The sequence below is a fragment of the Micromonospora sp. WMMD961 genome, assembly GCF_029626145.1.
Lineage (GTDB): Bacteria > Actinomycetota > Actinomycetes > Mycobacteriales > Micromonosporaceae > Micromonospora.
This window is the reverse complement of the sequence record NZ_JARUBJ010000002.1, coordinates 4,210,507-4,233,851: the sequence shown is the minus strand read 5'-3', so window position 1 is coordinate 4,233,851 and position 23,345 is coordinate 4,210,507. Positions and strand designations below refer to the sequence as shown.

Genomic DNA, 23,345 nt, shown 5'->3' with positions numbered 1-23,345 from the left:
CTTCGTACGGCCGGGGCGCGGCCCGACCCGCCGGTCAGACCACGCCCCCTCGTCTGAGGTCAGCCGGTTACCCCGCTGCTGACCACCCACTTCTGGTGTGCGCCGCCCGCGTACGTGCCGAGCTGGATCTGGGTGCCGTCACCGGTGTTACCGCCGGCGGCCTCCATGATCTTGCCGGACTGCGGGTTGCGGATCGACCCGTCGCCCTGCGGCTGCCAGACCTGCGCGCCGGTGCCGTTGCAGGTCCAGAGCTGGATCTTCGTGCCGTTCGCGGTGCCGCCATTGTCGACGTCCAGGCACTTGCCGAGCACCCGGTACGTGTCGCCGACCCGTGTCCACGACTGCGCCGCGGTGCCGTTGCAGGTCCAGAGCTGGATCTTCGTACCGTCGGCGGTGCCCGCGTTGTCGACGTCCAGGCACTTGCCGCCGACACCGGTGATGGTGCCGCCGGTCGGCGGCGGCGGGCTGCCGGGGATGGAGTTGAGCGTGTACCACGCCTCGGTGCTCCACAGTGACTGGCCGCTGGTGGAGGTGAACGGTCGCGGGGAGCGCAGGTGCACCACCCGGCCGGCCTTGCGGCCGGCCACCGCGAGGCTGACCTTCTTGCCGTCCGCCGACAGGGTGGCCGAGGTGACGGTCAACGTCTCCTCGTCGATCTTCGGCCCGCCGTAGTTCGCCGTCGCCACGTACCGCCATTGCTTGATCTTGTAGCGCGCGGCCAGCTCGGCGGCGGTCGTCGCCGAGACCGGCTGGGTGTACTCCACCTCGAAGCCCGTGGTGGTGGCGCGCATCGCGAGCATCTCGAACGTGGTGGCGGTGTTCGGGGTGAGCTTCTGCAGGCCGTACGACAGCTTGCCGGTCTGGCCCCAGTTGCCGCCCGCGCCGAGCCCGCCGACGTAGATCGCGCCGTCCGGGCCGATGTTGACCTCGGAGACACCCGCCTCCAGGCCCTGGGTGAGCCGGAACAAAGCGCCCTGGTACTCGCCGTTGACCTTCTCCACGTTGGCGCGTTGCAGACCGCCGTAGGTGACGTCGCCGATGACGAACTGGCCGGCGTACCGGCCGCTGGTCAGGTACAGCGGGGTGCTGGGAGAGTTGGCGATCTCGTTCTGCGGCATCCACAGCACCGGCGGGGTGACCGGGTTGGTGTCGAACGGACCGGCCGGGTTCGTGTAGTGGTTGAAGAACCGGCCCTGCTTGACGTGCACGAGCTTCGACGAGGGCAGCCAACCGCCCTGGTTGTCGGTGACGAAGATGCCGCCCTCCGGGCCCCAGCCGATGCCGTGCGGGGTCCGCAGGCCGCCGGCGACGTAGCTGACCGCGCCGGTGTCCTTGTTGACCTTGAGGGTGGTGCCCCGGTTGGTGGCGGGCTGCGGGTTGGTGGTGGCGCCGCCGGAGTTGATCGACACCGACAGGTTCAGGTAGAAGAACCCGTCGGCGTAGAGCAGGCCGAACGCGAACTCGTGGAAGTTGCCCCCGTACGGCCAGGTGGCGACGGTCTCCAGGCGCTCGGCTGCCTCGTCGCCGCCGGTGTTCACCAGCCGGGTCAGCCGCTGCTTCTCGGTCACGTAGACCACCCCGTCGACGACCTTCAGCCCCATCGGCTCCTTCAGCCCACCGGCGATCTTCTTGGTCGTCACGGCACCCGGAGTGGTCGCGCCGCCGGTGTTGCCGAGGATCCAGACCTCACCGTCCTGGGACGTGCCGGACTGGTCGCTGCCGCCCCAGGTGGAGACGACGAGCCGGCCGTCGGCCAGCCAGTCCATCCCGGTGACCTTCGGCTGGAAGCCGCCGGGTCGCAGATTGGTCAGCGTGTAGCCCGGGTGCACCCCGGTCAGTGGCAGGCCGTCGCCGGGAGTGTCGGCGATGCCCTCGCACTCCTTGCGTCCGGGTGCGGTCACCCGCACCACGCCGGCGTCGGTGCTCAACGCGGAGTTCGGTACGACCACGAAGGACGAGGAACCGGGCGTCTTCCACTCCAGGGTGATCTGCTGCCCACCGCCACGCTCGAAGTGGTCGATGCGCAGCGGGTGCAGGCCGGCGGTGAGGGTGACGGTGCCCTCCTTCGGTGGGGTCGCGCCGTGCAACCCGTCGTGGTTGATCACCACGGTGTTGTCGATGGCGAGCTTGGACCCGTCGTCGCTGCTGAGTCGGAACGTGTAGCTGCCGGCCTGGGTGGTGGTGATGTTGCCGAGTACCTGCGAGACGAAGTTGTCCTCGAAGCCGAAGTCGGCCGCCGAGGTCCAGTTGATGGTGGACATCAGCTTGTCCACGTTGGGGGTCTGCGCGGGTTTGAGGGTGCAGAGCTCGGAGAGCGGCACCTGCACGTCGAAGACGCGCAGTGTGACGCCCGGTTCCTGGGCAGGGGCGGCGGTGGCCGGAGCGGCCCAGAGACCGGCGGTGAGGACGAGCGCGAGCGCAGGCAGGGCGGGAGTGCGGAGTCGGCGTAGCAGGGGTGTGCCCATCGTTCCTCCAGGAGGCGGTGGAGTGTCCGACGGCCGGGCGAAGAGCAGCGGTGAGGAAGGCCGTCGGCCCGGGTCCGTAACGTCCTCGACGCCGACGAGTGACGTTGCGGAAACACCGGGTGGATGGGTCGAGACATTAAGGGGTTTCGATTGGGGTGTCTATGGCTTCGCCTCGATTCATCAAAAGTTGCTGATGTCCGTGCGAAAGTTCGTGGTGGTTGGCGCGGTAATGCCCGGTGCGCCGGTCTGCGTCCGGTGCCCGCATCGCGGACTGGACCCGGCGTCGGGCCGCTGCCGTGCACGCGCCACGATAGGCGCGTGCACTCCGAACTCCAGCGCTACCTCGACAACCTGGTCGCCGCCGCCCGGGACGTGCTCGGGGCCGACCTGGCCGGCGCGTACGCGGCCGGCTCGGTGGGGCTCGGCGCCTACCAACCCGGCCGCAGCGACGTGGACGTGGCGCTGGTCAGCGCCGGACCGCTCCCCGAGGCCGCGAAGCGGGCACTGGTGGCGCGGCTGCGGCACGAGGCGCTGCCCTGCCCGGCACGAGGACTGGAGCTGGTCGCCTACGGCCGGGCGGTGGCCGCCTCCGGCACGCCGGAGCCCGCCTTCGAGATCGAGTTGAACACCGGGTCCGCCATGCCGTTCCGGTGCACCCTCGACCCGGCCGACCGTCCAGCCGCCGACGGACGCTTCTGGTACGGCCTGGACCGCAGCATCCTGCACCAGAGCGGGCTGCCGCTGCTCGGTCCGCCGGCCGCGGAGGTCTTCGCCGACCTCGCCCCGGCCGACCTGCGGCGGCTACTCGTCGAGGCGCTGAACTGGTGGCTCGCCCTGCCGACACCATCGGACGACCAGCCCGCGCCCGGCACCGAGGACGCCGTCCTCGGTGCCTGCCGATCGCTGGTACGGCACCGCTACGGCGTCTGGCTCGGCAAGGTCGCCGCCGGTCAGCGGCTCGTCGACGCCGGTGATCCGGCCGAGGTGATCCGGCGCGCGATCGCCGCCCGCCACGGCGGGCCGCCGCCGACCGGCGCGCAGGCCCGCGCCTTCCAACAGCGGGTACGCGACGAGATCGCCGGCTGGGCGGCCGTCGCGCCGGCGCTCAGCGGACCGGTTGGGGCTCCAACGAGGCGAAGAGCAGGTTGAGACCCTCGGTCATGGTGGGGTGGGTGATGACCGCGTCGCGGAGCGCGGTCCACGGCATCCCGGCGAGCATGGCCAACTGCACCGAGGTGATCACTTCGCCGGCCTCGGGGCCGAGCAGCGCCGCACCGAGGATCCGGTCGGTGCCGGTGTCGATGACCGCCTTCCACATGCCCTGGGTCTGGCGCAGCGTGCGTGCCCGGGGGATCGCGGCGACCGGTAGGCGGGCGACCTGGACGTCGTATCCGGCACGACGCGCCTCGGTCTCGGTGAGCCCGACCCGGGCCAGCTCCGGGGTGGTGAAGACGGTGTGCGGGATGAGCCGGTCTGCGGTGCTGCGCTCTGCACCGGCGAGGTTCGCCCGGATGATCCGGTAGTCGTCCAGGGAGACGTGGGTGAACTGCGGGCTGCCGGCCACGTCTCCGGCTGCCCAGGTGCGCTCGGCGGTGGTGCGCAGCTGCTCGTCGACCTCCACGAAGCCCCGCTCGCTGAGGCGTACGCCGGCCACGTCCAGGTCGAGCCCGTCGGTGACCGGTTCCCGGCCGGCCGCCACCAGCACCTCGTCCCCGGTCACCAGGCTGCCGTCGTCGAGCGTCACCCGGATCGTGCCGTCGACGTCCCGGTCGATCCGCGCCACCGCGACACCCACCCGTACGTCGATGCCGTCGTCGACGAAGACCCGCATCACCGCGTCACTGACGTCGGGATCCTCGCGGGTGAGCAGCCGCGGGCCGCCCTCGACCAGCGTCACCGCGCTGCCGAACGACGCGAACATCTGCGCGAACTCCACCCCGACGGTGCCGCCGCCGAGCACCACCAGCCGGGCCGGAAGCCGGTCCAGGCGCAGCAGGGTGTCGCTGGTCAACACCCCCGCCTCGGCCATCCCGGGCACCGGGGGCAGATGGGGACGCGTACCCGTATTGATCACGACGTTCGTGCCGCACAGCACCCGTTCACCGCCGTCGGCGAGCGACACCCGCACGGTCCGCGGGCCGACGAACCGGGCCTGGCCGATCACCAGGTGCAGGCCCGAGTCGAGGAACTGCTGGCGGTTGGCGGCCACCATCCCCTCGACCACGTCCTGCTTGTGCGCGCGCAGCAGATCGACGTCGACCCGGCCGCCCTGCACCACCAGGCCGAGCGCGGACGCGTCGCGCAGTTGCCGTGCCGCCCGGGCGCTGGTCACCAGCGCCTTCGTCGGGATGCACGCGACGTTGATGCAACTGCCGCCGATCATGCCACGTTCGACCATCGCGACCCGCTGCCCGGACCGGGCGACGTCCATGCTCAACGTCTTGCCGGCCTTGCCGCCGCCCACGACGAGCAGGTCGAACTCCTCCGGTCGGTCGGTCACCGACTGCTCCTCTCGGCCGCCGGGCAGGCTGGCGCGCGCCGCTGGCGCGCGGTCCGGGCGAGTCGCCGGCGTGCTGCGTGACGGCCTGCCAAGCCTGCCAGGTCGGCCGATCTCGGCGACCCGGTTCCGCGCAGAAACCGCCGCCCACCTCGATCAGGTGATGAAAAGTAGGTCTTCCGGTCCTCTCCGGCCTACTTTTCATCACGTGATCACCGCTGGTCAGCTGGCTGTCCGGGGCCCGGTGCAACCGCTGCGAAGGTCAGTGGCGGGCGGAGCCGTTCTCGCTGACCGGCTGCCCGAAGGCGAGGAACGGTACGGGCGTCGGCGCGTCCGTGCCGATGTGCCGGGGGAAGGTCGGCTCGGGGCGTACCTCCTGGGTCGGCGGAGGGCCCGCGGTTGGTTCGTCGGTCGGCTCTGGCGCATCGACAGGTTCGCCGCTGGTCCGCTCGGCCGGCTCGGCCGCGACCTCGTCGGAAGAGTGATCAGCGACCTGCTCGGGGGAGTGGTCAGCGACCTGCTCGGGGGAGTACGCCGATGCCTGGTCGTGGGACCGGTCGGCCGAAGCCGGGCTGCTGCCCGCGTCCTGGTTGGTGGGCCGCTCCGCGAGGACCGGCGTCACGCCGTTGCGCTCGACGGTCAGCCGCTCGACCCCTGCCCGCTCGGGTGCGGGTCGGTCGCTGCCGGAACGGGAGCCCACCATCGGGTACTCGGCGGTCTCCGTTCCGCCGGCAGCCGCGGCCATGACCGCGGCGGCGGCGAGGTCGGCCACCCGCTTCGCCTCCCGTTGCACCCGGGCGCGAACCTCCTTGGCGTGTCGCTCGGCGGAGTCCCCGGCACGCCGGGCCTCCTCCAACCGGGTGCTCTCGGCGGTGAGGTCCCGGCGGACCTCGCTGAGGCGCTGCTGCATCCGCGAGAGCTCGTCCTCCAGCGTCTCGCCCTCCTGGCGGATCTCGGCGAGCTGCTGACGGGCGGTGTCCAGCTCGGCGTTCAGCTCGGTGGACTCCTGCTGGCGCTCCGCGATCTCCTGCTGGAGGGCGGTGAGCTGCTCCTGGTGGATGGCGGCCTGCTCGTCGGCCCGGTTGCGCAGCTCGGTCACGTGCTGCTGCGCCTCGGCCAGCAGAGCGGCGATCTGCTGCTCGGTCGCGCTGCTCTGCTCGGCGAGCTCCCGCTCGGCGGCAGCCTGCTGCTCGGCGATGTCCCGCTCGGCGGCGGCCCGCCGTTCGTTGACCTCCCGCTCCACGCTGGCCTGCCACTGGGCCATCTCCTGCTGGTTCTTCGCCCGGGCCGACTGGAGTTCCTGCTGGATCTGGGTGCGGGCCGACTTCATCAGCGCGTCGGCGGCGACCCGGGTCTGGTTGAGCTGCTGCGCGCTCTGCTCGGTGATCCGCTTCGCCTCGTGCTGGGCGCGCTCGTGCGCCGCCTCACCGTCGGCGCGCAACTGCTCCGCGTGCTCGCGGATCGCTGTCAACTCGGCCTCGGCCAGCGTGCGCCGCTCCTCGTGCGCCTGCTCCTGCTCGGCCCGCCGGGTCGCCAACTCCTCGGCCAGATCCTGACGTGCCTGCGCCGCGCGTTCCCTGGTGTCGGCGAGGATCTGCTCCGCCTCGCTGCGCAACTCGTTCGCGCGGTCGGTGGCCGATTCAGTGATCATGGTGGCCTGCTTGTCGGCGAGAGCCATGATCTCGGCGACCATCGGGCCCAGGTCGTGGATCGTCGCGCGGTCCACCTGCACCGGTTTCTCCTGAAGGTCGGCTAGTTCGGTCCGTAGGCGCTCCACCTCGGCGGTCAACTCGCGGACGCGGACGGCGGAGCGCCCGTGCTCCCCACTGAGCATCGCGATCTGACCGTCGAGCTGCTCCAGGTGCCGGTCCACCTGGCGTTTGTCGTAGCCGCGCAGGGTGACATCGAAGTCCGGCCGTGAGGCCGCATCGTCGCGCCCTGCGCGCGGCTCAGCGCCGATGGACATGCGCCATCCTCCATGCGGTTCGGGGGCGTGCGGGTCGGCGGTCGCCTGCCCCGCGGGCCGTCAGTGTGGCGCAACGCTACCGCCGAGCCGACCTGATGCGAAGTCCCGCCCCACCACGTCTCACGTTGTCGCCCCGCGGCCCGTCCTATCCCGCGCCGATCATGGACTTGTGGTGCCGGAAAGCTGTGGATGCACCACATTTGTCACCAGCACAACTCCATGATCGATGCAGGTCGGCCGCTAGCGACGGCGAGCCAGGGAGGTCGGCGGCCACCTCCTGTGCGGTGTACATCCTGTCCGGCATGTGCATCCGACGAGTCGTCGTCCACAGATCGTCGGTGCGAGGATGGGGCGATGATCGATGCGGCATCCCAGCGGTGGCCCGACCGGATCGAGCACCGTGACATCGTCGTCAACGAGGTCCCGGGCTTCCGCCCGCTGACGTTGGACCTCGTCGTGCCCGTGGCGGCACCCCGACCGGTCCCGGTGCTGGTGTGGATCCACGGCGGCGCGTGGCTGTTCGGCTCGCCCAAGCAACCGGCGGACTGGCTCATGGAGGCGGATCCGTTCACCGCCGCCATCCAGGCCGGGTTCGCCGTCGCCTCCGCCCAGTATCGACTGAGCGGCGAGGCGCCGTTTCCCGCTCAACTCGACGACGTCAAGGCAGCGGTGCGCTGGCTGCGCCGACACTGCGACACGGTGGGCGTGGACCGCGAGCGGATCGGGGTGTGGGGTGAGTCGGCCGGTGGGCACCTGGCCTCGATGGTCGCGCTGACCGGAGACGACCGGGACGACAGCGGCGTCCAGGCGGCGGTCTGCTGGTACGCGCCGTCGAACCTGCTGACGATGCAGTCGCAGGCGCACCCGTCCGGCACCATCGACCACGACGCGGCCGACTCGCCGGAGTCGCTTCTGATCGGCGCCCCGTTGGCCGAGAACCCGGAGGCGGGCCGGGCGGCCAGTCCGGTCACCTACGTCACCGACCAGGCCCCACCCATACTGCTGGTCCATGGTGACCAGGACCTGGTCGTACCGGTAGGGCAGAGCGAGGAGCTCGCCGCGGCATTGACCGCGGCGGGTGCCGAGGTCGAGTTGTCGGTGGTGCGGGGGGCCGACCACTGCTTCGGCGGAGCGCCGCTGGAGCCGCTGATCCGCGACACTCTGGCGTTCTTCATCCGAGTCCTCGCACCCGACCTGACGGCGCGTTATCCGTGAACACCGTGCTGTCGAAACGACGGCGGATGACCAAGGTGGGAAGCGTAGGGGCATAAGCACGACTATGCCTATTCTGTCCGGAATGGAGATCACTGGGGACGGCTTCGAACCGCGCACGCCGTAGCTCCGTGTTTATGATCGACGACCCCGACCGGGGAACGAAAGCCGGACCGTCGGGTTCGGCCCGGAGCAGGAGACGAGGTGCGCGACGGTGATCCGCGAGGCGTACGCCTGCTGGGTGCGCGAGCCCGGCGCGGCGGAGATCCGCCCGGTGACGCTGCCCGCTCCGGGGCCGGACGAGGTGCTGGTCCGGGCCCGCTACTCCGGCGTCAGCCGGGGCACCGAGACGCTGGTCTTCGCCGGCCGGGTGCCCCCCGACCAGTACGCCGCGATGCGTGCGCCCTTTCAAGACGGTGACTTCCCCGGCCCGGTGAAGTACGGCTACCTCAGTGTCGGCGTGGTCGAGCAGGGTCCCGCCGAACTGCTCGGGCGTACGGTGTTCTGCCTGCACCCGCACCAGAGCGCGTACGTCGTGCCGGCCACCGCCGTGGTGCCCGTGCCGGACGGGGTACCTCCCGCCCGGGCGGTGCTCGCCGGCACGGTGGAGACGGCCGTCAACGCGCTGTGGGACGCCGCGCCACTGGTCGGCGACCGGGTCACCGTCGTCGGCGCGGGCATGGTGGGCTGCTGTGTCGCCGCCCTGCTCGCCCGGTTCCCCGGTGTGGACGTCCAGCTGGTCGACACCGACGCCCGCCGGGCCGGGGTGGCCGGCGCGCTCGGCGTCGAGTTCGCCCAACCGGCCGACGCGAGCGGCGACCGGGACCTCGTCGTGCACGCCAGTGCCACCAGCGCCGGTCTGCAACGTTCGCTGGATCTGCTCGCGCCCGAGGGCACCGTCGTCGAGCTGAGCTGGTTCGGCGACCGCCCGGTGCAGGTGTCGCTGGGTGGAGCGTTCCACTCCGGGCGACTGACCGTACGCAGCAGTCAGGTCGGCATGGTCGCACCCGCCCGACGGGGACGGCGCAGCTACGCCGATCGGCTGGCGCTCGCCCTGGACCTGCTCGACGACCCGGCCTTCGACGCACTGATCACCGGCGCGTCCCGGTTCACGGAGCTGCCCGACGTGCTTGCCCGACTGAGCACGGGCGACCTGCCCGCGCTCTGCCACCTCATCACCTACGACGACGGGGAGTGACAGTGTTCAGCGTGACCGTCCGGGATCACATCATGATCGCCCACAGTTTCCGGGGCGAGGTGTTCGGCCCGGCCCAGCGTCTGCACGGGGCGACGTTCGTGGTGGACGCGACGTTCCGCCGGCCCGAGCTGGACGCCGACGGGATCGTCGTCGACATCGGCCTGGCCACCGAGCAGCTGCGGGCCGTGCTGGGCGACCTGACCTACCGCAACCTGGACGACGAGCCGGCCTTCGCCGGGGTGAACACCACCACCGAGGTGCTGGCCCGCACGATCGCGGACCGGCTGGTCGAGCGTGTGCAGGCCGGCGACCTGGGCGCGGGGGCGCGGGAGCTCACCGGCGTCGCCGTCACCCTGCACGAGTCGCACATCGCCTGGGCCAGCTACGAGCGGTCGTTGTGATCGATGCCGGGCGGGCGGCGCCCGCCGACGGGTCGGACACGACCGGCCGTTCGGTGCACGTCGTCCTGCCCGGCGACATCGACGATCCGGCAGCTCCCAGCGGTGGCAACACCTACGACCGGCGGGTCTGCGCCGGGCTCGGTGAGCATGGCTGGCCGGTGCGCGAGCACCCGGTGTCCGGCGCGTGGCCGGACCCCGACCCGACCGACCGGACGAAGCTGGCCGAGGTCCTCGCCGCCCTGCCCGACGACGCCGTGGTGCTGCTCGACGGCCTGATCGCCTCGACCGTGCCGGACCTGCTCGCCCCGCACGCCCGCCGGCTGCGCCTCGTCGTTCTCGTCCACCTGCCATTCGACGACGAGGCGGAGGCCCGGGCGCTGGCCACCGCGCGGGCCGTGGTGACCACCAGCGAGTGGACCCGCCGGCACCTGGTGGCCCGCCACCGGACCCTCGCCGACCGGGTCCGGGCCGCGCCTCCCGGGGTGCGACCGGCGCCGCCGGCACCCGGCTCGGTCACCGGCAGACGGCTGCTCTGCGTCGCGGCGGTCACCCACCACAAGGGGTACGACGTGCTTGTCGACGCGTTGTCCACAGTGGTCGGGCTGCCGTGGACGATGGTGTGCGCGGGCACGCTGCACCGAGAGCCGGACCTGGTGCGACGGCTGCGCGAGCGACTCACCGGCGCGGGCCTCACCGAGCGGGTGCGATTCGCCGGCCCGCTGACCGGTGCGGCGCTGGACGCCGCGTACGCCGACGCCGACCTGCTGGTGCTGCCGTCGAGGGGCGAGACGTACGGCATGGTCGTCACCGAGGCGCTGGCCCGCGGCCTGCCGGTGCTGACCACCGAGGTGGGCGGGCTACCGGAGGCGCTCGGGCACACGCCCGACGGGGACCGGCCGGGCCTGCTGGTGGCGGCGGACGACCCGGCCGCGCTGGCCGGGGCGCTGACCCGCTGGCTGACCGACGACGCGCTGCGGGCCCGGCTGCGGCGGGCCGCCCTGGCTCGGCGTGACACCCTGACCGACTGGCCGGTGACCACCGCGCTGCTGGCCGCCGCGCTGGAGGAGGTGGCGGGATGACCGTCGAGGAGACCCTGCCGTTCGCCGACTGGCTTCGGCTGCGTGAGCCGGCAGACGCGGCGGCGCGTGCGGAGGACCTGCTGGACGCCGTGCGCCCCCGGCTGGCCGGCACCACCCCGACGGTGATCCACGACCTGGGCAGCGGCACCGGGTCGATGAGCCGTTGGGTGGCCGCCCGCCTGCCCGGCCCGCAGCACTGGGTGCTGCACGACCGGGACGCCGACCTGCTGGCCCGCGCCGCCGAGGGCATGACCGGGGTGGTCGCCGCCGACGGCGCACCGGTCACCGTGAGTACCCGGTGCGGTGACCTCACCCGGCTCAGCGCCGCCGACCTGGCCGACGCCTCCCTGGTCACCGCGTCCGCGCTGCTGGACATGTTCACCGCCGAGGAGATCGAACGGGTGGTGGCCGCCTGCGTCGGCACGCCCACCCTCTTCGCGGTCTCGGTGACCGGGCGGGTCCTGCTCACCCCGGCCGACCCGCTGGACGCGGCGGTCGAGGCCGCGTTCAACGAGCACCAGCGGCGTACCGTCGACGGCCGCCGACTGCTCGGCCCGGACGCCGTGGCCGCCACCGCCGCCGCGTTCGCCCGGTACGGTGTCGACGTGCGGGAACGTCCCAGCCCCTGGCGGCTCGGCCCCCAGCAGGCCGACCTGGCTGCCGAATGGCTGCGGGGTTGGCTGGGCGCGGCGTGCGAGCAGCGCCCCGAGCTGGCCGCTGCGGCCCAGGCGTACGCCCGTCGTCGCCTCGACGAGGCGGCGGCCGGACGGCTCACCGTGCAGGTCGAGCACAGTGACCTCCTCGCCGGTGGATGAACCGTTCACGCCCTGGGTACGTGCACTAGGGCAAGTGGACGATCTTCAAGGGGAGGGCCGACGCCGATGTTCTGGGCCTGGGCACGAGTGGTCGGTGGGGTGGGTCTGCTCGCCGTCCTGTTGTGGCAGGTGGGCAGCGGCCCGTTCCTCGCCGGGGTGCGGCTGATCGACGCGCCCGCGTTGGCCGCGGCGCTGGCCATCGGGGTGCTCACCACGGTCTGCGCGGCCTGGCGGTGGAGCCTGGTCGCCGGTGGCCTCGGCGTGCGGCTGCCCCTGGCGACAGCGGTGGCGCACTGCTACCGGGCGGTGTTCCTCAACGCCACCCTGCCCGGCGGGATGCTCGGCGACGTGCACCGGGCGGTACGCCACGGCCGTGACGCCGGTGACGTCAGCCGAGGTATCCGGGCGGTGGTGTGGGAGCGTACCGCCGGGCAGGTGGTCCTGGTCGGCGTCGCGCTGGTGGTCCTCGCGGCCTTCCCGTCGCCGGTGCGGCCGTACCTGCCGCTGGCCGCCGCGTTGCTGGTCGGGGGTGGGCTGGCCGCCGTGCTGGTGGCCCGGGCCGTGCCGAACGCCGGCCCGTCGCGCTGGGCGCGGGCGCTGCGCACCGCCGTGTCGGACGTGCGGTCCGGTCTGCTGGCCCGGCGTACCTGGTTCGGCGTGTTGATCGCCTCCGCGGTGATGGTCGCCGGTCACCTGGCGACCTTCCTGGTGGCGGCACGGACCGCCGGGTCGGACGCCCCACTGTCGCGGCTGCTGCCGTTGACGCTGCTTGCCCTGCTCGCCATGGGCCTGCCGCTGAACGTCGCGGGCTTCGGGCCCCGCGAGGGGGTGGCCGCGTGGGTGTTCGGCGCGGCCGGGCTCAGCGCGGCCGAGGGTGTCGCGACCGCCACCGTCTACGGTGCGCTGGTGTTGGTCGCCAGCCTGCCCGGAGCCGCCGTACTGCTGGCACGACGGACCCGCAATCCGGCCGCCACCCCGGAAGCCGTCTCCGCTGGCGGGTGTTGAGTGGGTGGTGAGACGTACGCGTCGCCGTGTGTCGGTGACGCCGGACAGAGGAGTCCCATGCCCGAAGCATTGCCGGTCGCCACGATCCGCACACAGGTCACGGTGCCGCTGACGTTCCCCAACGGCTACGCCACGACCGTGCGTGTGTTCACGTTCAAGGGCCTGGTGGACGGTCGGGAACACCTGGCCCTGGGCCTGGGTGACTGGGCGGGCGCACTGGACCGGCTCGCCGCCGGGGGAGAAGCCCCGCTGGTCCGCCCGCACAGCGAGTGCCTGACCGGCGACGTGTTCGGCAGCCAACGTTGCGACTGCGGGCCGCAGTTGCAGGAGGCGGTGCAGCGGATCACCGAGACCGGCGGTTTCCTGCTCTACCTGCGGCAGGAGGGCCGGGGCATCGGCCTGTACGCCAAACTCGACGCGTACGCGTTGCAGGACGCCGGTCTGGACACCTACCAGGCCAACGTCGCGCTGGGTAGGGGTGAGGACGAGCGGGACTACACGGTCGCCGCGCAGATGCTGACCACGCTGGGCGTGCCGCGGATCCGACTGCTCAGCAGCAACCCCGACAAGGCGGAGCAGTTGACGCGGTTGGGCGTGGACGTCGCCGAACGGGTGCCCACCAGCGTGTTCCTCTCGCCGGCCAACGCCGGTTACCTGGCGGCGAAGGCGGCCAAGGCGGCGGAGACCGAGGCCGCGGAAGCGCTCACGACTCGCACTGCCGACCGGCCCGCCCCGAAATGAGCGGCCGGTCGGAGTCCACGCGGCCGTACGTGCTGCTCAGTTGCGCCGCATCGATCGACGGGTACATCGACGACGCCTCCGACCAACGGTTGCTGCTCTCCAACGCCGACGACCTGGACCGGGTCGACGCGGTCCGGGCCAGCTGCGACGCGATCCTGGTCGGTGCCGGCACCGTCCGCCGCGACAACCCTCGGCTGCTGGTGCGCTCGGCGGAACGTCGCGCCGAACGGGCGGCGGCTGGCCGACCGGAGTCGCCCGCCAAGGTCACGTTGACCGCCCAGGGTGACCTCGACCCGACCGCCCGCTTCTTCACCGCAGGTGAGTCGACCCGGCTCGTCTACTGTGCCACCGGCGCGTTGGAGAAGACCCGGGAACGCCTCGGCCCCCTGGCCACCGTGGTCGACGCGGGGGAGCCGGTCGACCCCGGATGGGTGCTGACCGACCTGGCCGTGCGGGGTGTACGGCGGCTGATGGTGGAGGGCGGCGGGACGGTGCACGCCCAGTTCCTCGCCGCCGGTCTCGCCGACGAGCTGCACCTGGTGGTCGCCCCGTTCTTCGTCGGCGACGGGCGGGCGCCCCGGTTCGTCGGCGAGGGTCGCTTCCCCTGGCACCCCGGCCGGCGCGCCCGGCTGGCCGAGGCCCGCCAGATCGGCGATGTGGTCCTGCTCCGCTACGCCCTCTCCGACCGCTGCCCCGCCGACGACGCCTCCTGATCGTTTGCGGTGGCTCGCCCACCGGAGCGGTGTTCACCGCGAGCCTGATGCCGGTGTGGCCTCTAGATGCCACACCGGTATCAGGCTCAGCGCGATTATCGTGTCGACAGCGATGCCGGCCTCCCCGCAGGATTCCCGCCGCAGCCGGGCGGGCCAGCCCCGACACCGAACGCGACACCTGGCTCCGGTCCGGTCTGCGGGCGCTGCTCGACGGCCAGCTGACCCGAATCCCGCTCGATATGGTGGCGGGCATGCCCGAACTGGTGGAGATCACTGAACACAACGTGGAAGCCGCGTGCCGGCTGAACGTGCGACCCGACCAGGAGAAGTACTCGTCGCCGGTCGCCTGGTCGCTCGCCGAGGCGTACGCGCAGCCGCAGGTCGCCTGGCCACGTCTGATCGTGGAGGGTGACGAGATCGTCGGCTTCCTGATGGGCTTCTTCGACATCGAGTGGGACCGACCGGACGACAAACGCTCGGGCCTCTGGCGGCTCAACATCGCCGCCGAGCAGCAGGGCCGGGGCTACGGCCGCTACGCGGTGGACGCCGTGCGTGCGGAGGCTCGCCGACGAGGGCACGGCCGGGTCTACACGACCTGGGAGTCGGGGGAAGACGGTCCGGAGGGGTTCTACCTCAAGCTCGGGTTCCGGCCGACCGGGGAGACCAGCGGAGGTCAGGTCGTCGCCTACCGCTTCGCCGACGACTGACGTCGGCGGCCGAGCAGCCGGCCCGTACGATGCTCCGGTGAATCTTCGGGGTACGGTGCGCGCCGATCGTCCGCTGGTGGTGCTCGCGGTCGGGGAGGAGGCCCGCTACCTGCCGCCCGACCTGCCGGTCCTGCTCACCGGGATGGGCAAGGTCAACGCCGCCAGTGCGGTGGCCGCGGTGCTGGCCGCCGGGCCGCGCCCCTCCCTGCTGCTCAACCTGGGCACGGCCGGTGCGTTGCGCCCCGGGTTGGCCGGCATCCACGAGGTCGCCACGGTGCTCCAGCACGACCTGGACACCGAGCTGCTGCGGTCGCTCACCGGCGAGACCTACGGGGCGCCGCTGGCGCTGGCCACCGAGGGCATGGTGCTGGCCACCGGTGACACGTTCGTGGCCGACGACGCGGCGCGGGACCGGTTGGCGCAGCGCGCCGACCTGGTCGACATGGAGGGGTACGCGGTGGCGTGGGCCGCCGCGCAGACCGGCGTGCCCTGCCGGCTGGTCAAGCAGGTCAGCGACGAGGCGGGCGACGGCGCGGCCCGGACCTGGAAGGAGTCGGTGGACGCGTGCGCCCGGGACCTCGCCGAGTGGGCCGGCCGGCACTTCGGCTGAGGCTCACTCGTCCGGCTGCCGTATCTGCAGGCCCGGCGTGGTCTCCCGGACCGCTCCCGGGATCAGCACATGACCTGCCAGACCCAGCGCGACGGCTACGACCACCAGCACCGGCGGCCATCCGCCTGCCCACGGCAGCACCACTAGCGGCACGATCAGGCAGGATATCCGCCACCACGGCACGTCCGTGGACACCAGCAGGGTGAACAACGCGCGGCCCACCACGAACAGCGCCGGACCGCCCACGATCAGCAGGAGCCACCGGACCGGCGTCGTTCCGGTCGGCCGGGAGACGACCAGGTCGAACGAGGCCGCCGTGGCGACCACGCCGGCCAGCATCACCAGATGGGTGTACGGGGCCACCCGGGCCGGTCGGCCGCCCCTGGCACCGGCCTCCAGCAACTCGCCGGCCCGGAAGACGTATACCTGCCAGAGCAGCAGCATGACGGCGAACGCGCAGAACAGCGCGGTGATCCGGATGCCGTCGAGATCGGTACGGCTGACCCGGATGGTGGGCACCAGGATGATGTCGCCGAGGGCCAGGATGACGAACTGCTGGTACCGCTCGCCCAGGTGCCCGGTCGTCCGCTCGTACTGGTCGATCGGCACCCGGCCCAGCAGGGGGGTCGGGTAGCGGGCCGCCGCGGCGAGCAGGTCGATCGCGATGGCGATGACCCAGAGCGTCCAGTTCACGGTGCCGGTTGCCGCACCGGTGATCCAGAAGACGCCGGACACCACGAACCAGAACAGGAACCGGGTGGCCCGGACCATGGCTGCCCGGTGGCGCTGCCGATACAGCGACGTGATCAGGATGATGCCACGGAGCACGTGCGTGCCGACGTACGCGCACGCGAAGATCATCGCGTGTCCGTCGGTGACCGTGGGCAGCGACGCGGCCATTCCCACCGCCCCGACCATGGTGATCATCAGGATGGCCTGGATCGGACGTTGCTGGGGGTCGTAGAACTCGGTGGTGGTGGAGGTTACCGACCAGGTCCACCAGATGGCCGTCAACATCAGTAGCACCTTGGCGCTGCCGGACCAGGAGATGGTCTCGGTCAACAGCGTCGACGTCAGCGCGAGGGCGGCCACGAAGACCACGTCGAAGAGCAACTCCAGCAGCGTGGCCCGGGTCGACCCGTCCGGCTGGCGTACCAGCGCCGCGGTTCCTGCGGTGGTCATGCCCGCCCTCCCGCCGCTGTCTCCCGAGGATTATCGGCGGCGGCAGCGCGGGACGTCCGCGGATCGGCGATTCCCGCGGATCGGTGAAGGAGCGGCCGGAGGTTGCCACGGCCTCGGGTCCCGGGCGATGCTGAACGGCATCCATCTATTTCGATCTCCTCGGAGGTTCGGATGCGCCGATCCCCGCTCGCCGTCCTCGTCCTGACCGTCCTGCTGCTCGTCGCGCCCGGCGCGGCGCAGGCCGCCGCCCCCGACCGGGCCGCCGCGCCCGCCGCCGACCCAGTGGCCCTGCTGACCGAGGTACGCACCGCGGGCACCGCCTGGGGCCTCGACCCCGCCACCGGCCGGATGACGCTCACCGTCGACGACACAGTGGCCCCCGGCGAGCTGAGCGCGCTGCGGGCGGTCGCCGAGCGGGCCGGAGTGCTGCTGCGTCGTGAACCCGGGACGTTGCGCCCCCTGATCGCCGGTGGGCAGGGCATCTACGGCGGCGGCGGTCGCTGCTCGCTCGGCGCGAACGTGCGCAGCGGCAGCACCTACTACGTGGTCACCGCCGGGCACTGCACCAACGCCGCCGCCACCTGGTACGCCGACAGCGCGCAGACCACGGTGCTCGGCACCCGCACCGCCACCAGCTACCCGACCAACGACTACGGACTGATCCGCTACACCGGTCGGATCGCCCACCCGAGCGCCGTCTACACCTATCCCGGTCTGCTGACCGTCTACGGTGCCGGCACCGCCTACATCGGGCAGGCGGTGTGCCGCAGCGGCAGCACCACCGGTGTGCGCTGCGGCACCGTCACCGGGCTCAACCAGACCGTCAACTACTCCACCGGCGTCATCTACGGGCTGATCCGCACCAACATCTGCGCCGAGCCGGGGGACAGCGGCGGGCCGCTCTACGTCGCCTCCACCGGCACCATCATCGGCATCCTCTCCGGCGGCACCGGCAACTGCACCGCCGGCGGCACCACCTTCTACCAGCCGATCCTGGAGGTGCTGGCCGCGTACGGGCTGACGTTGCCCTGACCGGCGACGGGTTGCCCGTCTCGCACCGGACACCTAGGCTCGGCGACGCCCAGGACCCCGCCGCGAGGACGTGTGCCCGATGCCGACCCACCCCCGACCTGACCAGGTGAGCGCCCCGGCCGGTCGTCCGCCGGTCGAGGTGGCCGCGGTGGGGGAGACGATGGTGGTGCTCTGCCCGGCACCCGGTGAGCCGCTGGAGCACGCCGGACAGGTAGCCGTCTCGGTGGGCGGCGCGGAGTCGAATGTGGCCGGTTACCTGGCTCGACTGGGGCACCGGGCCGCCTGGGTGAGCCGCGTCGGCGACGACCCCTTCGGTCGGGCCGTGGTCCGGCACGTCGCCGCCGCCGGTGTCCGGGTGGACCAGGTGGTCGTCGACCGCAGCGCCCCCACCGGCCTGTATCTCAAGGACCCGGGCCCGGAGGGCACCGCCGTGCACTACTACCGGTCCGGGTCGGCGGCCACCCGGATGGACCCGGGCACGCTGGCCGACCCGGGGCTGACCGGAGCCCGGGTGCTGCACCTGTCCGGGATCACCCCGGCGCTCTCCGCCTCCTGCCGGGCGCTGGTCGAGCACGCGGTGACCGCCCGCCCGCTGGCGGGCTCACTGGTCAGCTTCGACGTCAACCACCGGGCCCGGCTGTGGCCCGCCGAGCAGGCCGCGCCGGTGCTGCGTGACCTCGCCGACCGGTGCGACCTGGTCTTCGTCGGTCAGGACGAAGCGGAGACGCTGTGGGGCACCGCGGACCCGACGGCCGTGCGCCGGTTGTTGCCCACTCCGGCGACGGTGGTGGTCAAGGACGGCGCGGTGGGTGCCACCGAGTTGCGCCGCGACGCCGAGCCGGTCTTCGTACCCGCTCCCCGGGTGACAGTGGTCGAGCCGGTCGGGGCGGGAGACGCGTTCGCCGCCGGCTACCTGGCCGGGTTGTTGCGCGACCTCGACCCGGTGCGGCGGCTGCGCCTCGGTCACCTGATGGCGGCGCAGGCGTTGACCAGCAGCGGCGACAACGCCCCGGTCCCGCCGTGGGCCTGGTTCGAGGATCTCCTCGACGCCCCCGTCGAGGCCTGGTCGCCGCTCGACCTGACCGGCGCGTCGGCGCGGGTCTGAGTCGTCGGGTTCCGGCTGGACCACCAGGCAACCGTTTCACCGCGATCTCGGATGGAGTGCACCATGACCACAGCGGATTTCGACCACATCTTCGGCGGCGCCCGGGTGATGGCCATCCTGCGCGGCCTGCCGGTCGCCGAGACCGTCCGGCTCGCCGAGCGCGCCTGGGACCTCGGCATCGACGTGGTGGAGGTTCCGGTAGCCACCGCCGACGCGGTGCCGGCGCTACGTGCCGCCGTGCAGGCGGGGGCCGCGCGTGGCCGCATCGTCGGCGCGGGCACGGTGCTCGACGTCGAGCAGGTCGTCGCCTCGGCCGATGCGGGTGCCGCGTTCACCGTCGCGCCCGGACTGGATCTCGCGATCGCCGACGCCGCCGCCGCACGGGGCCTTCCGCACCTGCCCGGCGTGGCCACCCCCACCGAGGCCCAGCAGGCACTGCGGCACGGCCTGACCTGGCTCAAGGCGTTCCCCGCGATCTCCCTCGGCCCGGCCTGGTTCAAGGCCGTCGCCGGCCCGCTGCCGCAGTTGCGCTTCGTCGCGACCGGCGGCCTGGACGCCGGCAACGCCGGCGCGTTCCTGCAAGCCGGCGTACGGGTGGTGGCGGTCGGGTCGGCCCTGTCCGACCCGAGCCAGCTCGACCGTCTCGCCGAACTGACCTCCCTCGGGGTGTCCGCCCGTTGACCGTCGACCGGGCTGATCCTGGCCCGGGGATGGTGGCCGGTAAGCGGTGACCTACAGTCTTGTCGAAAAGAAAACCATTGCCAATTACGGTGTGATCGGCTGACCAACCTGCGCCACGGCGCAGGTGCGTCGGCCGGCACCGGCAGGCAGGGCCATGCATCGATTAGATGCTGTGCTGCGTACCACTTCTCGACACAATGAGGTCATCTTGGCTCTGTCTCACCGGCGTCGCCGATCCGGGCTGATCGCCCTCGGCGCCGCCCTCACCCTGGCGGCCGGGTTCACTCCACCCGCCGCGGGGGCGTCCGCCGCCCCGCCCACCGGCCCCGATCGCCCGACCGGGATTCCTCCCGCCGCCGCCGGACGCGCGTCGACCGTCACCCTGATCACCGGTGACACGGTCACCGTCACCACCGGCGCGGACGGCAGCACCGTCTCGACCGTGCGCCGACCGGACGGCAGCACGCCGAGTTTCCACCGCACCGTGCTCGACGGCGACACCTACGTCTACCCGGACACGGCGCTGTCCTACGTCACTAGCGGCCTGCTCGACCGGCAACTGTTCAACGTCACCGACCTCATCGCCGACGGGTACGACGACGCGCACACCGACCAGTTGCCGCTGATCGTCACCATGACCGACGCGGCGGCCCGCGCCCGGACCCGCCCCACCGTGGACGGTGCCACGCTGGTCCGTCCGTTGGACAGCGTGCAGGGCGCGGCGCTGAGCCGCGAGCGTTCCACCGCCGCCCGGTTCTGGTCGGCGCTCACGGCCGGCTCGGCCCGCCGTACCGGCGACGCCCCGGGCCTGGCCAACGGCATCGCCAAGGTGTGGCTGGACGGCCGGGTGCACGCCGACCTGGCCGAGTCCACCGCGCAGATCGGCGCGCCGACGTTGTGGGCCGGGGGCAACACCGCCGCCGGTGTCGACGTCGCGGTGCTCGACTCCGGTGCCGACGCCGAACACCCGGACCTCGCCGGCCAGATCGCCGAGTCCAGCAGCTTCGTGCCCGAGGAGCCCGACATCCTCGACTACAAGGGCCACGGTACGCATGTCGCCTCGACCATCGCCGGCACCGGCGCGGCCTCCGGCGGTGTCGAGAAGGGCGTCGCCCCCGGCGCGCGACTGCACATCGGCAAGGTCCTCAACAGCGAGGGCAGCGGGCAGGACTCGTGGATCATCGCCGGCATGGAGTGGGCCGCCCGCGAGCAGAAGGCCCGGGTCGTCAGCATGAGCCTCGGTGGTGGGGCCACCGACGGCAGCGACCCGATGAGCCAGGCCGTCGAGCGGCTCAGCGCCGAGACCGGCGCGCTCTTCGTGATCGCGGCCGGCAACAGCGGCCCGGCGAGCATCGGCAGCCCGGGTGCCGCCGACTCCGCGCTGACCGTTGGCGCCGTCGACTCCACCGACCACCTGGCCGACTTCTCCAGCCAGGGCCCGCGCGCGGGTGACGGCGGGCTCAAGCCCGAGATCACCGCGCCCGGTGTGGACATCCTGGCCGCCCGGTCCCACCTGGTTCGCGGCGGCTCCGGGGACTACACCCTGATGAGCGGCACGTCGATGGCAACTCCGCACGTGGCCGGCACGGCCGCGCTGGTCGCCGCCGCGCACCCGGACTGGACCGGTCAGCGGATCAAGGAGGCGTTGGTCAGCACGGTCAAGGCCACCCCCGGGTACACCCCGTACCAGGCGGGTGCCGGCCGAGTGGACGCGGTCGCCGCCGCGCACGCCACGGTCTTCGCCACCCCGAGCGCCTACTCCGGCTTCCAGGCCTGGCCGCAGCAGCCGGGGGCGACCGTCGACCGGAAGGTCACCTACACCAACGTCGGCAGCACGCCGGTCGCCCTGAAGCTGGCCCTCGACGCGGCCACCGCACCGGCTGGCCTCTTCGCGCTCTCCGCCGACACGGTCACCGTCCCCGCGGGCGGCACCGCCACGGTGACGGTGACCGCGGCGTACGACAAGCTGCCGGTGGAGAAGCAGGTCAGCGGCATGATCATCGCCACCGACGACACCGGAGCGGTCCGTGGACGCACCCTGATCGGAGCGGGCAAGGAGGGCCAGCGGCAGGACCTGACGCTGGTCGCGAAGGATCGCGACGGCAAGCCACTCGTCGGCAAGGTCATCCTCACCACCGACGGGCTGTTCACCGCCGTGGACCTGCCCGAGAGCGGCACCGCCACCCTGCGACTGCCGGTGGCCACCTGGTCCGGCTGGATCTCCGCCGACGTGCGCGGTGTGAACGGGCCGCGCTCCAAGGGCATGGCGATGCTCAGCTTCACCGACGTCACCCTGGACCGGGACCGCACCGTCACTCTCGACGCCCGGGCCGCCCGGCAGGTGCGGGCCGTCGTGCCGCAGGAAGCCACCGCCACCTCGCTGCGGATGGACATCCACCGGTCTTCCGGGGCCGGTCTCACCGAGAGCCAGGTGCTGCCCGACGACTCGTACGACAGCATGTGGGCGTTGCCGACCGGCCGTAAGGTCACCGACGGCGAGTTCGAGTTCGGTGCCCGGTGGCGGATGGAACAGCCCGCGTTGACCGTGTCGGCCGGCGGTCGCTCGTACGACGATCTGCTGGTGAAGCGTGCGACGCCGGCGATGCCGGCCGGTCGTCGCCAGCTGGACGCGGTCTACGTCGCGGACGCGTCGGCGGCCGGGCTGGCGAAGCGACCGGTCCGGGACCGGGCCGTGGTGGTCCGGCGCAGCGACACCGTGGACATCGCCACCCAGGCGCAGGCCGCCGCGGCGGCCGGAGCCAAGCTGCTGCTCGTGGTCAACGACGGCATCGGGCGGCTGCAGCCGTGGGACGAGTTCGCGTGGAGCCCGGAGAGCCCGGCCCCGGTGACCGTGGCCACCGTCGGTGCCGACGAGGGCGACCAGCTCATCGCCGCCCTGGAGCGCGGCGCGGTGCGGCTGACAGTCGAGTCGCACCCGGAGACCAACTACCTGTACGACGTGGCGCACCACTGGGCCGGCGCGGTGCCGGCCGACGTCACCTACCGGCCGACGAAGCGGGACCTGGCCCGGGTGGACGTGGAGTTCCGCAACTACCGGCAGGGCAAGGCGTTGGAGTTCCGCACCGACATCTGGCGCGGCTGGGCGTCGAGCAACCAGGAGACCGCCCCGGCGCAGGGCCGGCGCACCGACTGGGTGAGCGCCGACCAGCGGTGGGTCGACGACGCGTACATCGCGGGGGAGACCGGCCAGCACCTGATGGGGGTGACCGCGTACCCGGCGGGCAAGCCGAGCACTGTCACCTGGTTCGGGCCGATCCAGCGGCCCCGGATGGGCGGGAGTTACACGCCCGTGCGGTACCTGGACACCCTCTACCTGCCCGCACCCGGGTGGGGCGACGGTGGTGGCCACATCGGTGAGGCGTACGCCAACTTCGACATGGTCAACCGGACCACCCTCTACCAGGGGGACAAGGAGCTGAACTGGGGTAACGCCGAGTACCTCCAGGTGTCCGGTCTCGCCGAGCAGCGGCTGCCGTACCGGCTGGTGGTGGAGAACGACCGGGCGGCCTGGACCAACCCGTACTCCCGGAAGACCCGCACCGAGTGGGGCTTCCGCTCGGCCGCCACCGGCGAGGAGTCGTCGGAGGTGCTGCCGATGATCCAGCTGGACTACCAGGTGGACATCGACCGCAACGGCACCGCGTCCCGGCGGGCGCCGCTCACCGTGGTCGCGTCGCACCTGCCCGACGTCTCGGGCACCGTCGGTGCGGTGACCGTCGAGGTGTCCTACGACGACGGGGCGACCTGGACGAAGCAGCGCCTGACGCGGCACGGCAACGGCTGGCGTACCGCGTTGGCCGCGCCGGCGAAGGCCACCTTCGTCAGCCTGCGGACCACCGCGCGGGACACCGCCGGCAACACCGTGAGCCAGAGCATCACGCGGGCGTTCGGCCTGCGCTGACGCCACAGTGGCCG

The 23,345-nt window shown here is 72.5% G+C and carries 19 protein-coding genes; 15 read left to right on the top strand and 4 right to left on the bottom strand.

What is annotated here, in order from left to right:
- Window positions 1–59: 59 nt before the first annotated feature.
- Window positions 60–2,465: a ricin-type beta-trefoil lectin domain protein gene (locus O7614_RS19270; RefSeq protein ID WP_278139855.1), complete on the bottom strand. Its 2,406-nt coding sequence runs from the start codon at window positions 2,463–2,465 to the stop codon at window positions 60–62.
- A 318-nt stretch (window positions 2,466–2,783) separates the two neighbouring features.
- Between O7614_RS19270 and O7614_RS19265 the strand changes: the two genes are divergently transcribed.
- Window positions 2,784–3,614, top strand: a complete 831-nt coding sequence (locus tag O7614_RS19265; protein WP_278139854.1) for a nucleotidyltransferase domain-containing protein — start codon at window positions 2,784–2,786, stop codon at window positions 3,612–3,614.
- Here the strand turns inward: O7614_RS19265 and O7614_RS19260 are convergent.
- Both O7614_RS19260 and O7614_RS19255 read right to left on the bottom strand, forming a co-directional pair.
- Complete coding sequence (locus O7614_RS19260; protein ID WP_278139853.1) at window positions 3,571–4,965, bottom strand: FAD-dependent oxidoreductase; 1,395 nt, start codon at window positions 4,963–4,965, stop codon at window positions 3,571–3,573. The genes O7614_RS19265 and O7614_RS19260 overlap by 44 nt on opposite strands.
- A gap of 259 nt (window positions 4,966–5,224) precedes the next feature.
- Window positions 5,225–6,928: a hypothetical protein gene (locus O7614_RS19255; protein ID WP_278139852.1), complete on the bottom strand. Its 1,704-nt coding sequence runs from the start codon at window positions 6,926–6,928 to the stop codon at window positions 5,225–5,227.
- A 354-nt stretch (window positions 6,929–7,282) separates the two neighbouring features.
- On the opposite strand from O7614_RS19255, the gene O7614_RS19250 reads away from it, so the two are divergent.
- From O7614_RS19250 to O7614_RS19205, 10 genes are all read left to right on the top strand, one after another.
- Complete coding sequence (locus O7614_RS19250; protein WP_278139851.1) at window positions 7,283–8,143, top strand: alpha/beta hydrolase; 861 nt, start codon at window positions 7,283–7,285, stop codon at window positions 8,141–8,143.
- Between the two features lie 211 nt (window positions 8,144–8,354).
- Window positions 8,355–9,338, top strand: a complete 984-nt coding sequence (locus tag O7614_RS19245) for an NAD(P)-binding protein (protein ID WP_278139850.1) — start codon at window positions 8,355–8,357, stop codon at window positions 9,336–9,338.
- A 2-nt stretch (window positions 9,339–9,340) separates the two neighbouring features.
- Window positions 9,341–9,739, top strand: coding sequence for a 6-carboxytetrahydropterin synthase (locus tag O7614_RS19240; protein ID WP_278139849.1), 399 nt, complete (start codon window positions 9,341–9,343; stop codon window positions 9,737–9,739).
- Complete coding sequence (locus O7614_RS19235; RefSeq protein WP_278142310.1) at window positions 9,739–10,818, top strand: glycosyltransferase family 4 protein; 1,080 nt, start codon at window positions 9,739–9,741, stop codon at window positions 10,816–10,818. The genes O7614_RS19240 and O7614_RS19235 overlap by 1 nt, the downstream gene beginning before the upstream one ends.
- A complete protein-coding gene (locus O7614_RS19230) occupies window positions 10,815–11,633 on the top strand; it encodes a class I SAM-dependent methyltransferase (protein ID WP_278139848.1) in 819 nt (272 codons plus the stop codon). Before O7614_RS19235 ends, O7614_RS19230 begins: the two co-directional genes overlap by 4 nt.
- 66 nt (window positions 11,634–11,699) lie before the next feature.
- On the top strand, window positions 11,700–12,638 hold the full coding sequence (locus O7614_RS19225; RefSeq protein WP_278139847.1) for a lysylphosphatidylglycerol synthase transmembrane domain-containing protein: 939 nt from the start codon (window positions 11,700–11,702) through the stop codon (window positions 12,636–12,638).
- Between the two features lie 57 nt (window positions 12,639–12,695).
- Complete coding sequence (ribA, locus tag O7614_RS19220) at window positions 12,696–13,379, top strand: GTP cyclohydrolase II (RefSeq protein WP_278139846.1); 684 nt, start codon at window positions 12,696–12,698, stop codon at window positions 13,377–13,379.
- Window positions 13,376–14,092 (top strand): dihydrofolate reductase family protein, encoded by a 717-nt coding sequence (locus tag O7614_RS19215; protein WP_278139845.1) that lies wholly within the window; start codon window positions 13,376–13,378, stop codon window positions 14,090–14,092. Before ribA ends, O7614_RS19215 begins: the two co-directional genes overlap by 4 nt.
- Before the next feature lie 251 nt (window positions 14,093–14,343).
- Window positions 14,344–14,799 (top strand): GNAT family N-acetyltransferase, encoded by a 456-nt coding sequence (locus O7614_RS19210; RefSeq protein ID WP_278139844.1) that lies wholly within the window; start codon window positions 14,344–14,346, stop codon window positions 14,797–14,799.
- 37 nt (window positions 14,800–14,836) lie between these two features.
- Entirely contained in the window at window positions 14,837–15,409 is a 573-nt protein-coding gene (locus O7614_RS19205) for a nucleosidase (RefSeq protein WP_278139843.1), read from the top strand.
- A gap of 3 nt (window positions 15,410–15,412) precedes the next feature.
- On the opposite strand, the gene O7614_RS19200 is transcribed toward O7614_RS19205, so the two are convergent.
- Complete coding sequence (locus O7614_RS19200; RefSeq protein WP_278139842.1) at window positions 15,413–16,591, bottom strand: low temperature requirement protein A; 1,179 nt, start codon at window positions 16,589–16,591, stop codon at window positions 15,413–15,415.
- A 171-nt stretch (window positions 16,592–16,762) separates the two neighbouring features.
- Between O7614_RS19200 and O7614_RS19195 the strand changes: the two genes are divergently transcribed.
- The 4 genes from O7614_RS19195 (at window position 16,763) to O7614_RS19180 (ending at window position 23,331) form a co-directional block, all read left to right on the top strand.
- Window positions 16,763–17,623 carry a S1 family peptidase gene (locus tag O7614_RS19195; RefSeq protein WP_278139841.1) on the top strand — a complete coding sequence of 287 codons (861 nt, stop codon included), beginning with the start codon at window positions 16,763–16,765 and terminating at the stop codon, window positions 17,621–17,623.
- Between the two features lie 79 nt (window positions 17,624–17,702).
- Window positions 17,703–18,728: a sugar kinase gene (locus tag O7614_RS19190; protein ID WP_278139840.1), complete on the top strand. Its 1,026-nt coding sequence runs from the start codon at window positions 17,703–17,705 to the stop codon at window positions 18,726–18,728.
- A 63-nt stretch (window positions 18,729–18,791) separates the two neighbouring features.
- Window positions 18,792–19,409, top strand: a complete 618-nt coding sequence (locus tag O7614_RS19185; RefSeq protein WP_278139839.1) for a bifunctional 4-hydroxy-2-oxoglutarate aldolase/2-dehydro-3-deoxy-phosphogluconate aldolase — start codon at window positions 18,792–18,794, stop codon at window positions 19,407–19,409.
- Window positions 19,410–19,617: 208 nt separating this feature from the next.
- The gene (locus O7614_RS19180) at window positions 19,618–23,331 is read left to right on the top strand and encodes a S8 family serine peptidase (RefSeq protein ID WP_278139838.1); all 3,714 of its coding nucleotides are present in this window, start codon (window positions 19,618–19,620) and stop codon (window positions 23,329–23,331) included.
- Window positions 23,332–23,345 lie beyond the last annotated feature (14 nt).